This window comes from Variovorax sp. V213, from assembly GCF_041154455.1.
GTDB lineage: Bacteria > Pseudomonadota > Gammaproteobacteria > Burkholderiales > Burkholderiaceae_C > Variovorax.
This window is the reverse complement of the sequence record NZ_AP028665.1, coordinates 989438-1006865: the sequence shown is the minus strand read 5'-3', so window position 1 is coordinate 1006865 and position 17428 is coordinate 989438. Positions and strand designations below refer to the sequence as shown.

The following is a 17428-nucleotide window of genomic DNA, read 5'->3' as shown; positions in this document are numbered from 1 at the left end:
CCTTTCACTTCGTCACCTCATGGCCACAAGAAGCTACCGTCAGCCGGCGACGCCGCTTGACTATCGGAACCAAGCAGCGGTTCCGGACCATCAACGCTATTCGGACAACTGGCGCGCGATGAGCGAATCAACGCGAAGACGCTTGGTGCATTGGTTCGACGTCCCGTACGGGCAGGGGGAGCTGCAGACCTGCGACATTTTTCCTGCGCGGAACAACAATGCGCCAGTCTTCGTCTTCATCCATGGCGGCTGGTGGCACTTCTTGGACAAGTCGGACTACAGCTATGTTGCCGAGCCGTTTGTCGAGCGCGGCGCGGCGTGCGTCTGCATCAACTACCCACTTGCTCCGAAGGCCAAGATCGAGGAGATCGTTGCCAGTGTGCAAGCGGCGCTGTTATGGGTGCACCACAACATCCGTGAGTATGGAGGCGATCCCGGGCGAATCGCGGTAGGCGGGCATTCGGCGGGAGGCCACCTGTCGGCAATGTCAGCGTTCACGGACTGGAGCCAGCTCGGCGGACCGGAGGATCTGGTCAAGGTCAATTGCGCCATCAGCGGTCTTTACGACCTTATTCCCATTCTCGACACACCCCACAACGAGAAGATCCGGATGGACGGGGCGACTGCGGGCGCAGCGAGCCCCGTCGATCTGATCCACCCTTCGGCTGTTAAGCACATCCTGTGCGTCGGAGCCGCGGAAACCGCGGGCTTCCTCTGGCAGCACGACACCTTTGCCGGACTTTGCAAACAGCGGGGGCTCGTCATCGAAGATCTGCGCCTTGCAGGCGAGCATCATTTCGGCGTTGTCGACCAAGTGGCAAACGCTGAAAGCGAGTTGTTCAACTCGCTTTGGGCCGCGATGACGGCGGGCTAGCGAAGCGCTGCGCGTTGCTGGTCAGGCGCTAGCGATATGCAGTTTGGAGGAGTTTTTTTCTTCTTCCATGACCGCGTATTTGCGTGTCTCACGCATACCGAGCAGCTGCCACAGGACGGTGCCGGCGAATGCGCGATAGGTGTTCATGTCAACAACGCGCGTCTTGATCAGGTAGTCGAACCCACCCGCGACCATGTGGCATTCCAGGACTTCGGGTTGGACTTGCACCGCAGCCGGGAACTGATGAAGACGTTCCGGCGTGGTGCGATCCAAAAGTACTTCGATGAATACCAACATGCCCGGCGCCGACGAGGCGCGGATTGATGCGCGCTTCGTAGCCCTCGCGCGTCAAGCGCTGGACGCGTGTAGCACCGCCGTCGGTGAGAGCGCGACGCTTTCTGCCAGCTTCAGATTGGTGATCCGCCCGTCATCCTGCAGTTCACGCAGTTTGCGGCGATCGATACGGTCTGGGTCGCTCAAAGCCACAGCACTTTGAATAGTTCTGTGAAATACGAAAATTTCGAACAAATGTTCGATCGCTGCACATTGATGATAGCGAACATGACATACCCCGCCATGCCCATGAGCAGCACCCCTGTTCACGTCTCCCAAACCTTCTTTCAGCCCTCTGCATATTCGGCGACACCACTGCGGCGGGCACCCGCGGGCGCTTTGGATTCCGTGCTGTTGCATGGGGCGGCGGATGAGGTCGAGCGCATCCAGCATCAGCTTGCTCGTCGTGACGGACCTGTCGTTTGCGTCGAACGCATGCAGCCCGGGGATTCGGAGGTACCGCCCGAGCGCCTCATGATCGAGCGTGGCTTGAGCATCAACACTGCGGCTGCCGGTGGGAACGCTTCACTCATGTCGATCGGTTGACTATGCACTATCAAATTGCGTTTGTGGGTGGCGGAAACATGGCCCAAGCGATGCTTTCGGGTCTGCTGCAGGTGGGGGTCCCTCCGCACGATGTTCTCGTCATCGACCCCGATGTCCAACAGTTGCAGCGAGTCCAGGAAGCCCATGGCGTGCGAGTTGCTCACACGCCAGAAGGGAATCTCGACGGCGTGGACTTGATCGTTTGGGCGGTAAAGCCACAGGTGCTTCGCTCGGCGGCGGAGAAGGCACTGCCTGCCGACCTCGATGTCTTACACCTGAGCGTTGCCGCGGGAGTGAGGCTCTCCGAATTGACAACGTGGCTGCGGTCTGGGCGCGTCGTGCGCGCCATGCCGAATACCCCTGCCTTCGTCCGGGCGGGCGTGACGGCGCTGCAGGCAGCCTCTGATGTAGACGAGTCGGAGCGCCACCTGCTCGAGCGCTTGTTGGGAGGGATCGGCCGAACTTTCTGGGTCAACACCGACGCGGAAATGGATGGCGTTACTGCGGTCAGCGGCAGTGGGCCGGCGTACGTGTTTCACTTCCTCGAAAGCCTCCAATCGGCCAGTGAGGAGCTCGGCTTCTCGCCCCAGATGGCACATGATTTGGCGCTTTGGGTTGTTGGCGGCGCAGTGCAGCAGGCGGCTGCCAGTCCCGAATCGTTCGCAGAGCTACGCCGCCGGGTCACCTCCAAGGGCGGAACGACGGAGGCGGCGCTGGACGTGCTGCATGCACGCAATTGCAAGAGCGCATTGGCTGAGGCGGTGAAAGCAGCGGCGAATCGCGCACGCGAACTAGGAGACCAAGTGGCACGGCAGTGATGAGGCGAACAGCCACGGTGGGCTTGACGGCGGGCCACCTTTTGCAGATGACTGGTCGAGTGAATGCTGGCGCTCAGGGGTAACCGGCGCGCCTCCGCAATCCTCCGGCGGCGTTGCGCAGGCACCAACGGCACAGAACGGGGAGCACGAACCCCGGAATCGCTGCGATCTTCTTCTCGACCTTGATGCGGTAGTCCCAATAGTCCCCGAAGTCGTAGACGTACCTCAACAACGACCGGTTCAGGGTGGTGGTCAGTCGCGTGCTCTCGTTTGTGATTGAGCCAGGATCGTCGTACATCGGATCTGGCGTGCTATAGCGCTCGCCCTCGCCAGCGATGAAATACGGCGGACACGGCAAACGAGGCAAACGAGGCAAACGAGGCAAACGAGGCAAACGAGGCAAACGAGCTTGGCTACCTTGTCGGGGAGGGCACAGGTTCGCAGAGAGATTCAGGAAGAAGGCGTTTGGCACGCATCAACCGGCTCGGAAGAAATCCATGAACTGGTCCTCCATTCTTCGCAGGTTTGTAGAACAGTTCGATCTCTCCATCCTCCTGAGAGCCAATCCACCATGACTGACTGGGACAGCTATCAAAAGGGCGACAAGGCCCTCAATGTCGAGACCGCGCAAAAGTGGCTTGATCAAGTGGTTGCGGCATGCAGCACCTTGGATCCTGAGCTCATTCTCGACTGCTTTACCGAAGATGCCATTGCCGACCTCGGGGCAGTCGTCTTAGAGGGAAAGGAGCAGCTCCGGCCGCTTATCCGAGAGCGATATGCGAACTACACCTACTACGATCTCAAAAAGATCGTTCGCGCAGTCTCGGGTGATCTTGTGGTGTGCGAGGCTCGTTTGCGCTGGAAGTCGGCTGAACAGCCAAGGCTGCAACACACTCGCGCAATCGAAATCCTCCAGGTGCGCGACGGCCGAATTGCTCGCTGGGACAACGCGTCGGTTTCTTGGGCCGACGCTGAGGTGTGAAGCCACGGCGCGTGGCTGCAGCCGGGAACGCACGTAGATTTGATCAGCAGCTTCACGACCGCCATGCGCGAGAGTGATGACGAGTGTTTTCGCCGGGGAGCCGTGTTCGTCGGCGCGCACGAGGCGCTACTGAAGTCCGGCGACGTCCTGGCCCCGAATCGCCAGCGGCGCGTGGGACAAGCACCACCTGGTAGCGACCTTGGAAGATTTGTGCCGCGGTCGCCACTTCGATCGAAGCAGCGCAGACGAGATCACCATTTACAAGGCCGTGGGCACGGCGCTGGAGGATCTGGCGGCCGCTTCTCTGGCCTATGACGCAACAGTGGCCGAGCAGGCCTGAGCGCCGGCCAAATTTCGGTTCGGCGTACCCAATACGGCGTCGCAGGCCAGTTTTCTGTAAGCGGCTAGCCGCCCCACCCTTGAGTAGAGCCGGTGGCTAAACGATGCTGTCCAGTTAACTTCTAACTGGACGGTTATGGACGTGAACCCGAAGTCGCGGCGCAGACACAGCGCTGAGTTCAAGGCACAAGTTGTGGCCGCGTGCGCGGAGCCTGGTGCCACGGTTGCGGCGGTAGCTCGAACCTTCGGCCTGAACGACAACCTCGTTCACGACTGGCGGCGCGGCCGCAGCGGCGCGGGCGCTTCCAAGACCATTGGAACATCGCTGCAAGAATCAGCGCCGGAGTTCGTTGCGCTGTCGCTGCCTTCATCGCCGCCGCCCCCAGCACCGGCGCCGGCGGGCGCTCCCGAGGGGATCCGTTTCGAGTTCAAGCGTGGGGCGATCGGCGTAAGCGTGACGTGGCCCATCTCGGCCGCCGCCGACTGCGCGGCATGGCTTCGTGAGGTGCTGCGTTGATCCGTATCGACGCGCTATGGCTATGCACGAAGCCGGTGGACATGCGCTGTGGTGCCGAGCGCCTGCTCGCTCACGTGGTGCATGCGCTGGGAAGCGCGAACGCTCACCACGGCTATATGTTTGCCAATGCACGGGCCACGCGCATCAAGATGCTTGTGCACGACGGCTTCGGCGTGTGGTGCGCCGCGCGACGGCTAAATGCCGGGCGCTTCGCCTGGCCACGCGACATCGACACAGCCAAGCCGATCGCGCTGACGCAAGCGCAGTTCGATGCGCTCGTGGTCGGGCTGCCCTGGCAGCGGCTACCCGAGATGAGTACGATCACACGGCTCTAGAAGCAGGGCTCGAGAGGCGGTACGTTGACAGCGCATCTCCCAGTGGCGGAGACGCGCCGCCACCCGCATGATCCACGCATGCAAGAGCTGCACGACCTCAACGACGAAGATCTGCGAGGTCTGGCGCCGGAGACCGTCGCCGCGCTGGCGCACCAGATGCTTCAGCGCCTGCGCCGCCAAGACGGCGAGATCAAGTTTAAGGACGCCAAGATCGAGAAGATCACCTTCCAGCTCGCACGGCTGAAGGCCTGGAAGTTCGGCGCGAAGACCGAGGCGATGAACGCCGAGCAGAAGCGCCTGTTCGAGGAGACGCTGGCCGAGGACGAGGCCAACTTGCAGGCGCAACTGGAGCAAGCCAGGGGCCAGGCATCGACCCCGCCTGCGACCGATGGCGACAACAACAAGCGCAAGCCGCGTCGCCAGCCTCTGCCTGACCATCTGCGCCGCGTCGAGCACCATCACGAGCCCGACGACACGAACTGCCCCAGCCCAGGCTGCGGCAAACCCATGAAGCGCGTGGGCGAAGACGTCAGCGAACGGTTGGACATCGTGCCGGCCGAGTTCTTCGTGCACCGCCACATCTACGGCAAGTGGGCCTGCCGCTGTTGCCAGTGCCTGGTGCAGGAAGCAGCCCCGCCGCAGATCATCGACGGCGGCATGCCCGCCACGGGCTTGGTGGTGCACACGATGATCAGCCGCTTCGTGGACCACGTGCCGTATTACCGGCAGGAGGCCATCAACGCGCGCTCGGGCGTGCACACGCCGCGCTCGACGCTGGCGAGTTGGTCCGGTCGTGGTGGTGCGGCGCTGGAGCCGCTGTTCGTGGCGCAAAAGCGCTTCGTGCTCTCGACGAGGGTGCTGCATGCCGACGAGACGCCGGTAGCTATGCTGGACCCGGGCGCGGGCAAGACCAAGCGAGCCTACGTGTGGGCCTATGCGCGCGGTGCCTTCGATGCGGTGCCGGGAGTGGTCTACGACTTCTGCCTTGGGCGAGGGTCGCAGTACCCCATCGCGTTCCTCGGCGCGGATGATGACCCAAATGGCCGCCGCGGTTGGAGCGGCACGCTGGTGCGAGACGAGTACAAGGCGTATGAGCATGTGATGGCGGCCGAGCCCGGTCGCGTTGCCGCGGGATGTCTTGCCCACGCGAGGAGGAAGTTCGACGAACTGCTGCGCGACAACGGGAAGAGCGCCGTTGCCACCGAAGCGCTGCAACGCATCGCCAGGATCTACCGCATCGAGCGGGAGTTGGCCACGCTGACGAACAAGGAGCGCTTGGCCCGCAGGACCGCCGTCGCGCAGCCGCTATGGGAAGAGCTGCACAAATGGCTGCGACTGGAACGTGCCCGCGTGCACGACGGCAGCGCCACAGCCAAAGCGCTGAACTACAGCTTGAACGCTTGGAAGGCGCTGACGCGCAATCTGCTCGACGGCGAAGTAAACGTGGACAACAACCATTGCGAGAATCTGATCCGCCCGTGGGCGCTCGGAAGGAAAGCATGGTTGTTCGCAGGCAGTGAGCTGGCCGGTCAGCGCGCCGCCATCGTCATGAGCCTCGTGCAGTCTGCAAAGATCAACGGACACGACCCGCACGCGTACCTTAATGACGTACTGACCAGATTGCCCACGCATCTGAACAGCCGCATCGACGAACTGCTTCCGCACAATTGGCAGCGCAGATTGAAGGCAGCTTAGGGTCCCATGGCCGCCTTTCGTCGTACGCGCAGCGAACTCATTGCTCTCCCACCCGGCAGGGTGCTGCGGCCAACGTTCGCGCTGCGCGCAGAAACGCCACCGGGCCGACCCAACTGACGTTCCAGTTGCCCGCGACGGGCACTTGGCGCTTGTGCGCGATCACCATCTGCCGTTTCGGCACCACGAGAATGTACTGGCCATGCACGCCCCAGGCCATGTACGCGCCGCTCAGCGGCGAGTCCTGCGGCTCTTCGAGCAGCCACCACAAGTAGCCGTATCCGAAGCCGCGCCGCGCCGTGTGCGGCGGATGCATCTGTGCAGCGGGCGTGGTCTGCCGCGTCATTTGGGCGACCCACTCGGCCGGCACGAGCTGCTGGCCTTGCCAATTGCCCTGGCGCAGCATCAGGTAACCCAGCCGCGCCATGTCGCGCGTGGACAGGTAGAAGGGGTAGGCCAGGTGCTCGGAGCGCCGCGCGTCGCCGCTGCGTGCGTGGCGGGCCAAGTCGAAATCCTCGAACTGCAGAGGTATGGCCAGATCTTCCGCGAAAGCATGGTAGATGCTCCTGCCGGTCAGGCGTTCGAACGCGGTCCCCGCGGCGTTGAAGTCCCAGTTGTTGTAGAGGAAATAGCTGCCGGGCACGTGCGACCCTCGTGGCGGCGCGGCCGCCGCGTCGTCTCCGCCGTTGGCGGCGGCGTGATAGACGCCCGAACGCGCGGCGAGCAGGTCGCGCAGCCTGGCCTGCCGCTCGATGGGCAGCAGGCCGCCCACGTCGTCGATGCTCAAGTCGGCCAGCGTGCGGTCGAGGTCGATGGTGCCGCTGGCTACGTACTTGCCGTACATCATCGAGAGCACGCTCTTGCGCACAGAGAACACGATGCTGACGGTCTGGACCGGCCCTTCACTGAACAGCACGCGGCCATCCTGCACCGCCATGAGAGCGGTCGTGTCCAGCGTGCGCAGGTAGCTGCGGGTGGCGTCAAGTTCGCGGCGGCAGGCGCTGCCTGGTTCAGACTCAGGTGCCGTCGCCCAGGATGCTTCCGGGAAGACCACCGGCGCAGCAGGCGTTGCAGTGGTGCATCCACCGGCGAGCAACAGCGCGAAGACATACGCGAAGCACAGCAGCCATTCCTGCTTGGGGCGTCCTCGCTTTGGGCATTCCTTTTCGATGAGCTGGGGTGAATTTCCGGCGAGAGCGTGTTCGGGAATCAGATGAGGCATGGAACCGCAATTCTCGCGAATCAGAGGGGCACATTGCTTCGGTGGCCGTTAGCGCGCCGAGTGCGACGAACAACGCCCTACCAAATGCGAGTTCCTGGTTTTGGAGGACTCCGAAAGTCTGCGGCTCGGTAAGCTATCACTTGGTCAAGGTGGGATGGCTGCTCGCTTACAGTTTTCTTTTACTTGGATCGGCACATGTCAATGTCTGAGGAATCTGCTTTAAGTGGGGTGGTCGTTCTCGATGCGGCGACGTATATCGCGGCGCCGCTGAGTGCATCCGTTCTCGCGGAGTTCGGCGCGCAAGTCATCAAGATCGAACATCCGCGCGGAGATCCGCTTCGGCGATTCGGAACCAAAGGAACGTCCCCAGACGCTTCTATGCAGTGGCTCAATGAGAATCGCAACAAACGCTCCGTCACTCTGGATCTGAGCAAGCCCGAAGGCCGCGATCTGTTCATTGACCTTGCAAAGCGAGCAGATGTAGTGGTCGAGAACTTCCGCCCCGGCACCTTCGAGCGCTGGGGTTTGGATTGGGAAACGCTGCACGCGGCCAACCGCCGCCTGGTGATGCTGCGTCTGTCGGCGTTTGGCCAGAATGGCCCCCTGAGAGAGCACATCGGGCTCGCACGCATTGCGCATGCATTCAGTGGCGTCCTGTCCATCAGCGGTGAAGTGGACCGCCCGCCGGCCAACCCGGGGCCCACCTCGCTCGCAGATTACGTCGCGGGGGTCTATGGTGCACTAGGACTGATGCTGGCGCTGTTCGAGCGGGAGCGCTCCGGGCTCGGCCAGGTCGTGGACTTGGCGCTCTATGAGCCAATGCTCAAGACGATGGACGAAGCATTTGCCGTATTCAACCGCACCGGGTTCGTGCGTCAACGTTTCGGATCGCAAGTGGCCACCGTGGCGCCAACTGCGAACTACGAATGCGCTGACGGCCGCTTCGTCACCATTGGCGTACCGGACGACAAGATGTTCGCACGTCTTTCCACCGCGATGAGCGCACCGCATCTGGCGGACAGCAACTCGAAATTCACCACCAACGCGCTGCGCGTCAAGCACAGGGACGAGATAGAGAACATCGTGCGCACCTGGGTTCGTTCGCATGATCGGGACACCGTAATTCGCCTGCTCCAGGAGAGCGATGTTCCATGCGCGCCGATTCTAGACGTAGCAGAAGTCGCAAGTCACCCCCAGGTAGCGGCCCGTGAAAACTTCGTGACACGTCCGGACGGCGCCGGCGGCACGGTCACGATGCAAGCACCCGTGCCCAAACTGTCGCGAACACCTGGGCGTGTAGTCACATCGGGTCCGTCGCTAGGCGAAGCGACTGACGATGTGCTGCGAAGCCTGCTTGGCTTGAGTGACGCGGCGCTGGCGGACTTGCGCGCGAAGAAGATCATATGAACTGCTCATCGCGCCAATGGTCCACGATCACACTGCATCGGCATGACAGTGTGCTCGTCGTGCATCTGAATCGCCCGGATCAACTCAACGCGATCAACCGGACCATGCGGGAGGATTTGCGCCAGTTATTCGATCAAGCGGGGCACGATGACGAAGTCTCCGCGCTTGTACTGGCTGCCAACGGCAGGGCGTTCTGTGCCGGACACGATATTAAAGAACTGTCGACTCTCTCGCCGGCTGAAGCAAATGCCGTGATGCTCGAGATCGGCAGTCTCTATCGCGCTATTCGTGCTTTCCCGAAGCCCTTGGTCTCGGCACTCAATGGACTAACCCTAGGCGGCGGGGCGGCCCTCGCGCTGTTCTCAGATTCGCGCTTGGCTTCGCCAGAGTTCGAACTCGGTTTTCCCGAGATTGACAGGGGCTTGGTGAGCGCCTTGGCGCCGTGGTTGCTCGGACTTTTTATGCCTCAAGCCATTGCGCATCAAATCGTCTTGAGCGGCGCGCGCTTGTCCGCCGAGCACTGCGGGCAGATCGGCTTGGTCGACGCGACGGTTTCGCGTGACGAACTGCTCTCAAGAAGCTCATCAGCCGCGCTGATGCTGGCGAAGAAGCCGCAGGCGGCGTTTTCCCTCATGAAATCGCGTTTCGCGACAGTGACAGAAGCCGGCTTTGTCGAAGCACTCCAAGCCGGGGCCACTATGCAGGAACTTGCGCGGGCACAGCGGGGGTAACGAGGTGATCGCTGTTCCCAACGTCGCTCATTCGAGATGGTCAGATTGACCGCTGACTTCTTGCAGCGGCCATCCGCTTCAACGCGGTCTCATTCATCCATCGCGTCAAGAATTTCAATGACCTTATCGGGTCGACCTGGTGGCCTGGCAGGGCGGCCAAGCTCGGCGGTACGTACCACGTAGCCGTTGTCTATCAGACAGGAGTTTATATGGACCAAGCGATGAACCTTCAAGGGGAAGCATCCCCGCGCAGCTCGACTGCAGGCATGGGTTACAAGGCGATGTTAGCGAGCGGAATCGGCCATTTTCTGGAATGGTTCGAATTCGCAACGTACAGCTATCTGGCCGTTGTCTTCTCGAAGAATTTTTTCCATTTCGCCTCTGATAGCACGTCGTTGCTGCTTTCCTTCGCGACCTTCGGCGTAGGCTTTGTAGCGCGACCGCTTGGCGGCATTGTGCTCGGGCAATTGGGCAATCGCCTCGGGCGACGCTCGCTTCTGGTCTCGACCATGTGGATGATGGCCTTAAGCACGTTTGCCATCGGTTGCCTTCCCACATACGACAGTATTGGACTGTGGGCTCCAATCTTTCTGGTCACTCTGCGGCTGATCCAGGGCTTCTCGCTCGGCGGTGAATGGGCCGCGGCGGCTATGTACATGGTTGAATGGGCACCCGATTCGAAACGTGGATTCTTCGGCAGCCTGCATCAGGTTTCTGGCGCACTCGGCCTCCTGTTCGGCTCGATCACGGTAGCCATACTCAGTTCGACGCTGAACCAGGAAGCCTTCAACAACTGGGGATGGCGTGTGCCGTTCTTGTTCGCGGCGGTCATCGGGCCGATCGCGGTGGTGATTCGCCGGCGAATCGGAGAAACCCCTGCCTTCGAAAAGCTCAAGGCTGAGCGTACCTCGGGTCAGATGCGCGCCCCAGTGGCCCGCCATTCGAACAAGCTGAAAAACTCGATTGTGACTTTCAGCCTAGCGTCGACCTGGTCCCTGCTCTTTTTTATCGTAATGAGTTACATGCCAGTTTTCTTGCAGAAACATGTGAAGATTCCTGCCTCGGAGACATTCTGGATCAGCAGTCTGGGGCTCGTCGCGCTGGTCGCTGCCACGCCGATCATGGGGGCGATCTCGGACCGTGTGGGCCGCCGTCCAGTGTTGCTGGCAGGCTGCGCGGTGTTCGCGGTGTTCACCTACCTCCTATTCTCGTTTCTCTTGGCCGGTGGCGGTTTTGCCGAAGCGCTCATCGTCGAAGTGGCTCTGGCATTGATGCTGTCGCTATTCTGCGGGCCTGGCACCGCCACGCTGATCGAGATTTTTCCGACTGAACTCAGGAGCGGGTGGATGTCATCGATCTACAGCCTGTCGACCGCCATCGCCGGAGGATTTGCCCCATTCATCGCCACATGGCTCGTGGGCGTCACGGGGCTGGGTATCGCTCCGACTTTCTTAGTTATCGGCTTCGCCATTTCGGGCATCGTCACGGTGCTTGCGATGCGCGAGACCGCCTTCAAAAAGCTGTGAATGCCCTCCTCGTTGGCTGATGCTCCCGAGACCCACCTGTACGCGAAGCTGATGCTGGAGGTCAAGGGCCGCCTTGTCTCGGTGTCCGCCGTGGCGGTGGGAAGCACGGCCGAACTGAATCGCACGGAGACGAAGATGCGGGGCGAGGTCGTGAAGGCGCTCTTCTTTCGCGAGCAAGAGCCTTTTGCGATTGGTGTGGAAGAAACAGCCCCGCGGTGTGGCGTGGCACGCCTGTCGGGCAATCTCCCGCATGTATTCGGGCTTCTCTCGATCGATTCACGGGTACCCGGAGTGGCCAGCCTAAAGCGCCATCAACACTGGCAAACCTGTACAGCCAGGTTGCCGACCTTGGCGGCTTAGGCAGCTGTGCGGAGGCGCCGGACCTGGACTAAGCGATCGATCGCGAGGGTTCCCGCGCCTTGACCGTTTGCCCAGCGATGGCAATAGAGTGTTCTCGTGACTTTCGTTGTCACGAGTGAGACGTGAGACTGAATCAACGACCGATAAAGGGGTGTTGACGTACCTATGGTTATCGTCGGGTTGGTCGGCCGCGTGGCTTAGCCGCTGTTGGCTGTTGCTTGCCGTTCGGATGCAGTCCGCAGCAATTCCCCCTAAAACTACAAAGCACCTTTTCATGCCTTGATGCATGTCGCGATTCCCGCGCTCCTAAACTGAGAAAAAACCATTCTCAGCGGCCCATTCAGGAGACATCGCAATGCATATCCGAAAGCGCCTCAGCGGCTTTCTGCTCGGGCTGGGCCTCGCCGTCGCTGCGGCGCAGGCTCAGCAACCCCTGCGTATCGTGGTTCCTTTCGCGGCTGGCGGCGGAACGGACCAATACGCGCGGCTGCTGGCTTCGGAGCTCACCAAGCATGGCACCCAGACCATCGTGGAGAACAAGCCCGGCGCCAGCGGCATCGTGGCAGCAGACAGCGTGGCCCGTTCCAAGCCCGATGGCACCACCTTGCTGATGAGCTCGCTGAGCATTCTGGCCAGCAACACCGTGATGTACGACAAACTGCCCTACGACCCCGTGAAGAGCTTCACGCCGGTCACACAGATCGCCTATCAGCCGACCATCATCGTGGGACGCTCGGATCTGCCTTACAAGAACATCAAGGAAATGGTGGCTTATGCCAAGGCCCATCCGGACAAGATCAACCGGGGCTCCCCGGGCGCATCCGTCCTGACCAACCTGGCGCCACTGGCCTTCGAGGGCATGGCCGGCATCCGCACGACGCACATCCCGTTCAACGGAGATTCTCCCGGCCTGCAGGCCCTGCTCGGCAGCCAGACCGACATCCAGGGCACCTCCATCACTGGCCCGCTGCAGCACGTCAAGGCGGGCAAGATGCGCGTACTGGGTGTGATGGACTCCAAGCGTCTCCCGCAGGTGCCGGAAGCACCCACTTTCAAGGAGCAGGGCTACGACATCGAGGCGCTGCTCTGGTATGCGCTTTCCGCGCCTGCCGCCACGCCGAAGGACACTGTCGACAAGCTCAACCGCGCCGTCAACCAGGTGTTGGTCGATCCTGACTTCATCGCGCGTTCGCAAGCGATCGGCATGGAGCCTCGCGGCGGCACACCGCAAGCGCTGGCCGACTATGTGAAGGCCGAGACGCAGCGCTGGGTGCCCCTGCTTCAGCGCCTGGACCTGCCCAAGCAGGGGCAATGAATGAGTCCGCTGTTCGACGACACCGTGGCCCTGGTCAGCGGCGCGAGCCAGGGAATCGGTTTTGCCATTGCAACCCGCCTGCTCGAGGCCGGCTGCCGCGTGGCACTGACCGACCTGGACGCCGACGGGACGCGCGACGCGGCCGCGCGCACGGGCTACCCCACCGACCGGGTGCGACCCCATGCGCTGGACGTGCGCGATGCCGCGCAATGCGCCGCCTTGGTTGCCGACGTGGAGCAGGCTTGGGGCCCCGTGGGCGTGCTCGTGAACAACGCCGGTGTGGGTGGCCGCAGTGCCACGTTCGAGGCACAGGCGCTTTCGGAAGACATCGACCACGTGATGGCGGTGAACGTCAAGGGCGTGCTCAATCTGACGGTGGCATGCACCGAAGGCCTGTACCGCACACGCGGCGCCGTCGTCAACGTGGCATCCATCACCTCGCTCGTCGCGACCTCGGCCCACATGGCCTATGGCGCCTCGAAGGGCGCTGTCGCTCAATTGACCAAGTTCCTGGCGCGAGATTTCGGGCCTCATGGCGTGCGCGTCAATGCCGTGGCACCCGGCTTGGTGATGACGCCCATGACCGCCCACATCGCGGATGACGCCGAGCGCCATGAGCGGATGGTGCGCCGCACGTTTCTGCGCCGCGTGGGCGACCCGCAGGACATCGCAGGGCCTGTGGTGTTCCTGGCTTCGCAGCAGGCGCGCTACGTGACCGGAACCATCCTGCCGGTCGACGGCGGCTACACCGCCAACTGATGCCGCCGGGCCTGCCACGGGAGGCCGGTCGGACCCATCGAGAACAAGGCATGCCGCCATGCCTTCATTGTGAAGAGAACATATGATCCGAGATCCTTCTGCGTTCAATGAAACGCTGGGCGCGCTGCGGCGCTACGTGCGCGAGCAACTGATTCCGCGTGAGGCGGAGGTCGAGCAGCTGGACGAAGTGCCCGCCGACCTCGTGGATGACCTGGCGAGCCGGGGCTTTTTCGGGTGGTCCATTCCCCAGGCGTGGAACGGCGGCGGGATGACGACCGAAGAACTGGTGCTGGCTGCGATGGAGCTGTCGCAAGCCTCCGTTGCTTTCAGGGCGCGCGTTGGAACCAATACCGGCATTGGCTCCGAGGCCCTGGTCGCAGACGGCACGCCCGAGCAGAAGGCCCGCTACCTGCCGTTGCTGGCCAGTGGCGCCCTGACCGGCGCATTCGCGCTGACCGAGCCCGGTGCCGGCTCGGACGCGACCGCACTGACGACGAGCGCCGTACGCGATGGCGATCACTACGTGCTCAACGGAACCAAGTGCTTCATCACCAATGCGCCGATCGCGGGGCTGTTCACGGTGATGGCGCGCACCGATCCGCAAGATCGGTCCGCCCACGGCATATCGGCTTTCCTGGTCGAGCGCGGAACGCCCGGGCTTGCAACGGGCGAGCCGTACCGCAAGATGGGGCAGGCCGGCTCGCCGGTGTCCGAGGTGCATCTGGCCGACTGCCGCGTGCCGGCCGACAGCATCATCGGCGGCGTGGAGGGCATGGGCTTCAAGACGGCAATGAAGGTGCTCAACAAGCAGCGCATCCATCTTGCGGCGCTGTGCACGGGCCCCGCCATCCGCATGCTGGACGAAGCCGTCGCGTGGACCTGCCAGCGTCGGCAATTCGGCCAGCCGGTCGCCAGCTTCCAGCTGGTGCAGGCCTTGATCGCCGACTGCCAGACCGAAATCCAGGCCGCACGGGCATTGATCCTGCAGACCGCGCGCCAGCGCGACGCCGGTGAGGACGTGACCATGCAGGCGTCGATCTGCAAGTACTTCGCGTCGGAGATGTGCGGGCGCGTGGCGGACCGCTGCGTGCAGATGCTGGGCGGCACGGGTTTCATCCACGGCCATCCCATCGAGCGCTTCTACCGCGACGTCCGGCTGTTCCGCCTCTACGAAGGCACGAGCCAGATCCATCAGCTGAACATCGCCAAGCGCACCATCGCCGCGGCCGGCTATCGCCTGGGCGAATGAGCGAACTGCACCACGCAAGATCCGAGGAATACCGAATGATCCACTCTTCCATGCAACCTCTTGCCGGCATCCGCGTGCTGGACTTGTCCAGGGTCATGGCAGGCCCGCTGTGCGGCATGGCGCTGGCCGACCTGGGCGCGGACGTGATCAAGGTCGAGCATCCCGAGCGCGGCGACGACACGCGCGACTGGGGCGTGCGCATCGGCAGCCACAACACGTCCTACTTCAACAGCTGCAACCGCAACAAGCGCTCCATCTGCGTGGACCTGCAGGACAAGGAGGGCCAGAACATCGTGCGCAAACTCGCAGCGCAGTGCGACGTGGTCATCCAGAACTTCAAGTACGGCGGCGCGCAGAAGATGGGCCTGGGCTACGAAGACCTGCGCAGCCTCAACCCGAAGATCATCTACTGCTCGATCTCGGGCTATTCGGTGCTGAGCCAGGAAAAGGCGCGGCCGGGCTACGACCTCGTGATCCAGGGCGAAACCGGCTTGATGGCCATGAACGGCGAAGAAGGCCAGGGCCCGCTGAAGTTCGGCATTGCCGCGGTCGACATGTTCACCGGCATGTACTCGGCCCAGGCCATCCTGGCCGTGCTCTTCGAACGCACGCGCACCGGTGAAGGCCGCCACATCCAGATGTCGCTGTACGACAGCGGGATGATGATCACCTCCTACTACGGGCTCACCGCCTGGCTGAACAAGGGCGACCCGGCCAAGTTCGGCAACTCGCACCCATCGATCGTGCCTTATGGTGTCTTCAAGGCTGCCGATGGCCCGGTAGTGATCGCCGTCGGCAACAACGGCCAGTTCAGGAAGTTCTGCGACGAGGTGATTTTTTGCCCCGAACTGCCGGTCGATCCGAAGTTCGCCACCAACACCGAACGCTCGAAGCACCGGCATGAATTGCTGCCGCTCCTGCTTGCGAAGATCGGACAGTTTTCACGCGCCGATCTCATCGAACGCATGAACAAGGCAGGCATTCCCTGCGGGGAGGTGCTCGGCCTCTATGAAGCGCTGCAGTCGGACCGTACGGCGCAGACACAGGTCTGGCACCAGTTCGAAGACGCACAGGCGGGGCCGCAGGCCGTCCACGCGCCGCCCTACATCATCGACGGTGCGCGCTCTGGCGTGCGCCACCACCCGCCGCACCTGGGGGAGCACACGGCCGAAGTGCTGCGTGAACTGCTCGAGATGGGCGATGGCCAACTTGAATCCCTGAGTCAGAGGAGCGTCATCAAATGAATGGCATCGCATGCGCGAAACCGAACGGGTCGCCCCGCGCCGGCTGCTGCTGAAATTGCCAGCCGCTATCGCAGCAACGCCCCGGAACTCCACCCCTCAAAGGGCCGCGAGTCCGGGGCGTTGTGCATGAGCCCTGTGATCAGTGCGATTGCTTGGGCAGATTCAGGCTGCGCAGGATCGGAAGCCAGCGGTCGGCCTCGACCTTGATGAACTTCCCCAGCTCTTCGGGCGTGCCGCCGCGGGGCTCCATGCCGATGGCGCGCGCGCGGGCCACGAATTCGGGGTCGGCGATCACCTGGTTCACGGCCTTGTTCAGGCGATCGATCGCCGGCCTGGGGGTGCCGGCGGGAACCGAGAGGGAGTACCACAGCGTGGCTTCCATATCGAAGCCCTGCTCCTTGAAGGTGGGGGCGTCGGGCACCTGTGGCAGGCGCTGTGAATCCATCACGCCGAGCACGCGCAACTTGCCGGCCTTCACATAGGGCAGCGATCCGGTGATCGACGTGCCGTGGATGTCGATCTGGTTGCCCAGCAGGGCCTGCAGCGCGGGGGCGTCCCCGTTGAAAGGAATGTGCAAAGTGCTGAAGCCTTGTTCCTTTTCGAAGGCAATGGGGGCCAGGTTGGTCAGGATGGCCGCGCCGGGCGAACCGCGATTGATCTTGCCGGGGTTCTGCTTGGCGTAGGCCACCATCTCCTTGATGTTCTTGTACGGCAAATCGGTGCGGCCCACGACGATGGCGGGCTGGTAGGCGATCTGCGTGACCGGCGCGAAGTCCTTCGCGGGGTCGTAGGGCAGCTTGTCGTAGAGCACGCTGTTGTTCGCGAGCGTACCCAGCGAGGACACGAGCACCGTCTGGCCGTCCGGCTTGGCGCGCGCGACGTAGTCGGCCGCGAGGATGCCGCTGGCGCCCGGCTTGTTCTCGATGATCACGTTCAGGCCCTGCTTGTTGAGTTCCTGGGCGAGGATGCGGCAGTACTGGTCGGTGCCGCCGCCGGCGGCGAACGGCACGACGATGCGGGTCACCTGCTGGGCCAGTGCGGGTGCGAGCGCGCAGGCACCCAGCGCCAACCCGATGGCGAGTTTGCGATAGCTCATGTTGTCTCCTGTTCCGGCCCGGGATCGGGCTCTGCATTCAGTCTAGATGTCCTCCGCGGGCACCGGTCTGCAAGGAATGAAAA

General features: G+C 62.7%; 19 protein-coding genes and 1 pseudogene. 16 read left to right on the top strand and 4 right to left on the bottom strand.

Going from position 1 to position 17428, the window contains the following annotated elements; translation table 11 throughout:
* The first annotated feature begins 19 nt into the window (after positions 1-19).
* Complete coding sequence (locus ACAM55_RS29990; RefSeq protein ID WP_369656883.1) at positions 20-874, top strand: alpha/beta hydrolase; 855 nt, start codon at positions 20-22, stop codon at positions 872-874.
* Positions 875-895: 21 nt separating this feature from the next.
* Here ACAM55_RS29990 and ACAM55_RS29985 read toward each other — a convergent pair.
* A pseudogene (locus ACAM55_RS29985) lies at positions 896-1354 on the bottom strand (Lrp/AsnC ligand binding domain-containing protein).
* A gap of 24 nt (positions 1355-1378) precedes the next feature.
* On the opposite strand from ACAM55_RS29985, the gene ACAM55_RS29980 reads away from it, so the two are divergent.
* A complete protein-coding gene (locus tag ACAM55_RS29980) occupies positions 1379-1753 on the top strand; it encodes a hypothetical protein (protein WP_369656882.1) in 375 nt (124 codons plus the stop codon).
* Positions 1754-1755: 2 nt separating this feature from the next.
* Positions 1756-2571: a pyrroline-5-carboxylate reductase gene (proC, locus tag ACAM55_RS29975; protein ID WP_369656881.1), complete on the top strand. Its 816-nt coding sequence runs from the start codon at positions 1756-1758 to the stop codon at positions 2569-2571.
* A gap of 73 nt (positions 2572-2644) precedes the next feature.
* Here the strand turns inward: proC and ACAM55_RS29970 are convergent, their stop codons facing one another.
* Positions 2645-2869 carry a hypothetical protein gene (locus tag ACAM55_RS29970; RefSeq protein ID WP_369656880.1) on the bottom strand — a complete coding sequence of 75 codons (225 nt, stop codon included), beginning with the start codon at positions 2867-2869 and terminating at the stop codon, positions 2645-2647.
* 273 nt (positions 2870-3142) lie between these two features.
* On the opposite strand from ACAM55_RS29970, the gene ACAM55_RS29965 reads away from it, so the two are divergent.
* The 5 genes from ACAM55_RS29965 (at position 3143) to ACAM55_RS29945 (ending at position 6439) form a co-directional block, all read left to right on the top strand.
* The gene (locus ACAM55_RS29965; RefSeq protein ID WP_307572564.1) at positions 3143-3553 is read left to right on the top strand and encodes a nuclear transport factor 2 family protein; all 411 of its coding nucleotides are present in this window, start codon (positions 3143-3145) and stop codon (positions 3551-3553) included.
* A gap of 199 nt (positions 3554-3752) precedes the next feature.
* Entirely contained in the window at positions 3753-3893 is a 141-nt protein-coding gene (locus ACAM55_RS29960) for a hypothetical protein (protein WP_369656879.1), read from the top strand.
* A 135-nt stretch (positions 3894-4028) separates the two neighbouring features.
* On the top strand, positions 4029-4409 hold the full coding sequence (locus tag ACAM55_RS29955) for a transposase (protein ID WP_369656878.1): 381 nt from the start codon (positions 4029-4031) through the stop codon (positions 4407-4409).
* Complete coding sequence (tnpB, locus tag ACAM55_RS29950; RefSeq protein ID WP_369656877.1) at positions 4406-4744, top strand: IS66 family insertion sequence element accessory protein TnpB; 339 nt, start codon at positions 4406-4408, stop codon at positions 4742-4744. The genes ACAM55_RS29955 and tnpB overlap by 4 nt, the downstream gene beginning before the upstream one ends.
* A 78-nt stretch (positions 4745-4822) precedes the next feature.
* Positions 4823-6439, top strand: coding sequence for an IS66 family transposase (locus tag ACAM55_RS29945; RefSeq protein WP_369656876.1), 1617 nt, complete (start codon positions 4823-4825; stop codon positions 6437-6439).
* 37 nt (positions 6440-6476) lie between these two features.
* On the opposite strand, the gene ACAM55_RS29940 is transcribed toward ACAM55_RS29945, so the two are convergent.
* Positions 6477-7658 (bottom strand): serine hydrolase domain-containing protein, encoded by a 1182-nt coding sequence (locus ACAM55_RS29940; protein ID WP_369656875.1) that lies wholly within the window; start codon positions 7656-7658, stop codon positions 6477-6479.
* A gap of 201 nt (positions 7659-7859) precedes the next feature.
* On the opposite strand from ACAM55_RS29940, the gene ACAM55_RS29935 reads away from it, so the two are divergent.
* From ACAM55_RS29935 to ACAM55_RS29900, 8 genes are all read left to right on the top strand, one after another.
* Positions 7860-9065 (top strand): CaiB/BaiF CoA transferase family protein, encoded by a 1206-nt coding sequence (locus ACAM55_RS29935; protein WP_369656874.1) that lies wholly within the window; start codon positions 7860-7862, stop codon positions 9063-9065.
* The gene (locus ACAM55_RS29930) at positions 9062-9796 is read left to right on the top strand and encodes an enoyl-CoA hydratase/isomerase family protein (RefSeq protein ID WP_369656873.1); all 735 of its coding nucleotides are present in this window, start codon (positions 9062-9064) and stop codon (positions 9794-9796) included. The genes ACAM55_RS29935 and ACAM55_RS29930 overlap by 4 nt, the downstream gene beginning before the upstream one ends.
* 209 nt (positions 9797-10005) lie before the next feature.
* Entirely contained in the window at positions 10006-11322 is a 1317-nt protein-coding gene (locus ACAM55_RS29925) for an MFS transporter (RefSeq protein WP_369656872.1), read from the top strand.
* Positions 11323-11682 carry a hypothetical protein gene (locus ACAM55_RS29920; RefSeq protein ID WP_369656871.1) on the top strand — a complete coding sequence of 120 codons (360 nt, stop codon included), beginning with the start codon at positions 11323-11325 and terminating at the stop codon, positions 11680-11682.
* A gap of 355 nt (positions 11683-12037) precedes the next feature.
* Positions 12038-12997, top strand: a complete 960-nt coding sequence (locus ACAM55_RS29915) for a Bug family tripartite tricarboxylate transporter substrate binding protein (protein ID WP_369656870.1) — start codon at positions 12038-12040, stop codon at positions 12995-12997.
* Positions 12998-13756, top strand: coding sequence for an SDR family NAD(P)-dependent oxidoreductase (locus ACAM55_RS29910; protein WP_369656869.1), 759 nt, complete (start codon positions 12998-13000; stop codon positions 13754-13756).
* Positions 13757-13838: 82 nt separating this feature from the next.
* On the top strand, positions 13839-15005 hold the full coding sequence (locus ACAM55_RS29905) for an acyl-CoA dehydrogenase family protein (RefSeq protein WP_369656868.1): 1167 nt from the start codon (positions 13839-13841) through the stop codon (positions 15003-15005).
* Between the two features lie 35 nt (positions 15006-15040).
* Positions 15041-16249: a CaiB/BaiF CoA transferase family protein gene (locus tag ACAM55_RS29900; RefSeq protein ID WP_369656867.1), complete on the top strand. Its 1209-nt coding sequence runs from the start codon at positions 15041-15043 to the stop codon at positions 16247-16249.
* Positions 16250-16388: 139 nt separating this feature from the next.
* On the opposite strand, the gene ACAM55_RS29895 is transcribed toward ACAM55_RS29900, so the two are convergent.
* Entirely contained in the window at positions 16389-17345 is a 957-nt protein-coding gene (locus ACAM55_RS29895; RefSeq protein ID WP_369656866.1) for a Bug family tripartite tricarboxylate transporter substrate binding protein, read from the bottom strand.
* Positions 17346-17428 lie beyond the last annotated feature (83 nt).

Bases quoted from the DNA above. Each gene is read 5' to 3' on its own strand.
- ACAM55_RS29920 (WP_369656871.1), top strand. From the start codon at position 11,323: ATGCCCTCCTCGTTGGCTGATGCTCCCGAGACCCACCTGTACGCGAAG.
- ACAM55_RS29905 (WP_369656868.1), top strand. From the start codon at position 13,839: ATGATCCGAGATCCTTCTGCGTTCAATGAAACGCTGGGCGCGCTGCGG.
- ACAM55_RS29990 (WP_369656883.1), top strand. From the start codon at position 20: ATGGCCACAAGAAGCTACCGTCAGCCGGCGACGCCGCTTGACTATCGG.
- ACAM55_RS29925 (WP_369656872.1), top strand. From the start codon at position 10,006: ATGGACCAAGCGATGAACCTTCAAGGGGAAGCATCCCCGCGCAGCTCG.
- ACAM55_RS29965 (WP_307572564.1), top strand. From the start codon at position 3,143: ATGACTGACTGGGACAGCTATCAAAAGGGCGACAAGGCCCTCAATGTC.
- ACAM55_RS29930 (WP_369656873.1), top strand. From the start codon at position 9,062: ATGAACTGCTCATCGCGCCAATGGTCCACGATCACACTGCATCGGCAT.
- ACAM55_RS29970 (WP_369656880.1), bottom strand. From the start codon at position 2,869: ATGTACGACGATCCTGGCTCAATCACAAACGAGAGCACGCGACTGACC.
- ACAM55_RS29955 (WP_369656878.1), top strand. From the start codon at position 4,029: ATGGACGTGAACCCGAAGTCGCGGCGCAGACACAGCGCTGAGTTCAAG.
- ACAM55_RS29900 (WP_369656867.1), top strand. From the start codon at position 15,041: ATGATCCACTCTTCCATGCAACCTCTTGCCGGCATCCGCGTGCTGGAC.
- ACAM55_RS29945 (WP_369656876.1), top strand. From the start codon at position 4,823: ATGCAAGAGCTGCACGACCTCAACGACGAAGATCTGCGAGGTCTGGCG.
- proC (WP_369656881.1), top strand. From the start codon at position 1,756: ATGCACTATCAAATTGCGTTTGTGGGTGGCGGAAACATGGCCCAAGCG.
- ACAM55_RS29935 (WP_369656874.1), top strand. From the start codon at position 7,860: ATGTCTGAGGAATCTGCTTTAAGTGGGGTGGTCGTTCTCGATGCGGCG.
- ACAM55_RS29940 (WP_369656875.1), bottom strand. From the start codon at position 7,658: ATGCCTCATCTGATTCCCGAACACGCTCTCGCCGGAAATTCACCCCAG.
- ACAM55_RS29895 (WP_369656866.1), bottom strand. From the start codon at position 17,345: ATGAGCTATCGCAAACTCGCCATCGGGTTGGCGCTGGGTGCCTGCGCG.
- ACAM55_RS29910 (WP_369656869.1), top strand. From the start codon at position 12,998: ATGAGTCCGCTGTTCGACGACACCGTGGCCCTGGTCAGCGGCGCGAGC.
- ACAM55_RS29915 (WP_369656870.1), top strand. From the start codon at position 12,038: ATGCATATCCGAAAGCGCCTCAGCGGCTTTCTGCTCGGGCTGGGCCTC.